This window comes from Alcanivorax sp. P2S70 (assembly GCF_000475295.1).
Lineage (GTDB): Bacteria > Pseudomonadota > Gammaproteobacteria > Pseudomonadales > Alcanivoracaceae > Alcanivorax > Alcanivorax profundi.
The window spans coordinates 1-2,449 of the sequence record NZ_AXBZ01000066.1; the positions used below are offsets into that span (position 1 = coordinate 1).

3 protein-coding genes are annotated in these 2,449 nt (G+C 56.8%); 2 read left to right on the forward strand and 1 reads right to left on the reverse strand.

What is annotated here, in order from left to right; translation table 11 throughout:
• Positions 1-25 precede the first annotated feature (25 nt).
• Entirely contained in the window at positions 26-1,120 is a 1,095-nt protein-coding gene (locus Q672_RS31550; RefSeq protein ID WP_022986529.1) for an alpha/beta fold hydrolase, read from the reverse strand.
• A gap of 361 nt (positions 1,121-1,481) precedes the next feature.
• Between Q672_RS31550 and Q672_RS31555 the strand changes: the two genes are divergently transcribed.
• Both Q672_RS31555 and Q672_RS31560 read left to right on the forward strand, forming a co-directional pair.
• Positions 1,482-1,952, forward strand: coding sequence for a PaaI family thioesterase (locus tag Q672_RS31555; RefSeq protein WP_233552406.1), 471 nt, complete (start codon positions 1,482-1,484; stop codon positions 1,950-1,952).
• Positions 1,949-2,395, forward strand: coding sequence for a PaaI family thioesterase (locus tag Q672_RS31560; protein ID WP_022986531.1), 447 nt, complete (start codon positions 1,949-1,951; stop codon positions 2,393-2,395). Before Q672_RS31555 ends, Q672_RS31560 begins: the two co-directional genes overlap by 4 nt.
• Positions 2,396-2,449: the final 54 nt, after the last annotated feature.

Genomic DNA, 2,449 nt, shown 5'->3' on the forward strand with positions numbered 1-2,449 from the left:
CGCGGGCGATCGCCCGCGCAGGCAATCAATTCGAACGAGTGGCAAGCCAGTCCGCACTGATTCTCCAGGCATGATCCGGCGCTTTCGAGCCAGAAAACACGCCTGCGTGACCGCCAGGCACTTCCTCGAAACGTTTATCCCGGCTTCCTACCAGATTCATGACTTCCCGTGCTGCCCGCAGACTGACGATGTTGTCGGTGGTGCCGGCGAAAGCCAATAAATCCTGCTTGATGGTTGTGAAATCTACGTTACGCCCTCCGATGCGTATACGGCCACGCGCCAGACTGTTGGCGAGGATCATTTTTTCAATCACTTCGCGAACTACGGCACCTGGGTAGTCAACCATGTCATTGAACCATTGGCCCATGGTCATATATTCAGTCACGTATTCGCGATCACCGAGGTTCCGAATCAAATCCATGTAGGCTTGCACCACCCCTGGAGGATTGGTCATCTTGAAACCGAAGGCCAACAGTCCGGCAGGAATATGAAACAGTTTGTCATCCAGTGGCTTCAGCCGCAGCTTGAACCAGTCGTGGGCTTTCATGGACGGGATAGCGGCTAACGAGATGGCTTTGCCGAAAGGGCCACTTTTATGGAAGTTGACCGGGCTGGCAATGGTGATCAGGTTCTTGACCGGGGAGGTCTCATGGGCACCCAGGTACATAAGGCACAGGAGCCCCCCCATGCAATACCCCATGAGATTGACCGAATCGGCCTCTGCATGCTCACACACCGCGCGGATAGCGGCGGGGAGCCAACGATTGACGTAGGTATCCAGATCGAGACCGTGCTCCGCTTGGGAAGGCTTGCCCCAATCGACCAGGTAAACGTCATATCCCCGCGCCATCAGATACTTCACCATCGAGCGGTTGGGCATCAAATCATAGGTCCAGCAGTGAATGCCCAGGGCAGGGACCAACACCAGAGGCACCCGGTGGCGTTTGGGTTGTATCGCTAGTGTCTGGTCATTGAGCTCGATGGATTTGCCGGGTGGAAGGCTGTAATGCCGCACAGCCATGATGCCGTCCCGGTAGATTTCATCCCAGGGGGTTTTATCCACGTGAATGAAGCGGTCCGGGTGACGGCGGCGTTCGACAATATGCCCAACGGCTCGCATGCTGGTTCTGAATCGGGAAGAGGTTGCCAAGAATCAATCTCCGCGCTGATACAGGGTGAGGCTCTTAAAGGGGTTTAGTGACAATGTCACCGGTGCAGTCGCTCTCCAGTGAGCAGCCATGCGAAATCCGGGGCGACTGTCATGCCCGAGTACCCGGATATTCTGGGGCGTGTGTTGCGACCAAACAACTTTCTGATTGAGCTATCCAGGAAAGGCGTGGCTGTGCATTCTGGAGCCGCGTGACAGATGCGAGACTAATGTTGACCGCCAGAGACTGCTATAATCGCCTCCGAAAAGCCCGCCAGCGCCTTTCAAGCTGACGCCATCATCTGCTCTTTGCCAACAGGAGGCATTGGCCGCCGTGACAGACTCGTCTCCCCCGTTTACCCGTCTGGATGTATGCAATCGATTTCTCGAATCCGTTCGGCACTCTGTAGTGCTTGGTATGGAAGTGATCAGCGCAGAGGAAACCGCGGTTCGTGCCCGGCTTCCCTGGCGTGATGATCTGGTTGGAAATCCGGAAACCGGTGTTATGCATGGCGGGGCGATCTTCGCCATGATGGATCACGCAGGCGGCATGTCAGTCACCTGTAGAACCTTTCCTGTCTTTGAGATCACGCCGACGATTGATTTTCGTGTCGACCACCTGCGCGGCCCGGCGAAGGGAGCGGCAGTGGTTTGTGAAGCGTCCTGCTACCGTTTGACCCCTCACGTTGCCTTTGTTCGCATTACCAGCTGGGAGGAGGGCAACGAGGACGCGCCGATCGCTACCGGGCTGGCCACCTACACACGTTTAAAAATTGACAAAGCCGGGCAGGTGGTAGGCCAATGAAAGCACTCAAGACTCTGATTGATGAATGCCGTAGCGGTGCCACCGATTACCAGGAGCTGGTTGACCGGGTTCCTTACGCCCGTTTTCTGGGGATCCAGGTGGTCGCGCAGGGCGATGAACTGACCTTTGTGCTGCCCAAGAATGACAACGTGATTGGCAACCCGACACTGCCAGCCTTGCATGGCGGTGCGGTGGCCGGCTTTATGGAGCAGGCAGCGATCATCTTCATTCTGCTGCAAATGGGGGAGCCACGGGTCCCCAAAACTATCGATTTCACCATCGATTACCTGCGCGCCGGGCATTTTCGTGATACTTACGCGGAGTGCCGCATCACCCGGCAGGGGCGTCGTATCGCCAATGTCCATATCAGTGCCTGGCAAAAGAACCGCCAGGAGCCGATTACCATTGCCCGCGCCCATTTCCTGTTGTCCGAAGACGCCTGAACCGCGTCTCCCGAGCCGCTGCGGCGGCTCGGGGGTTAAGGAGCCTCTGAATAA

Bases quoted from the DNA above. Each gene is read 5' to 3' on its own strand.
- Q672_RS31550 (WP_022986529.1), bottom strand. From the start codon at position 1,120: ATGCGAGCCGTTGGGCATATTGTCGAACGCCGCCGTCACCCGGACCGC.
- Q672_RS31560 (WP_022986531.1), top strand. From the start codon at position 1,949: ATGAAAGCACTCAAGACTCTGATTGATGAATGCCGTAGCGGTGCCACC.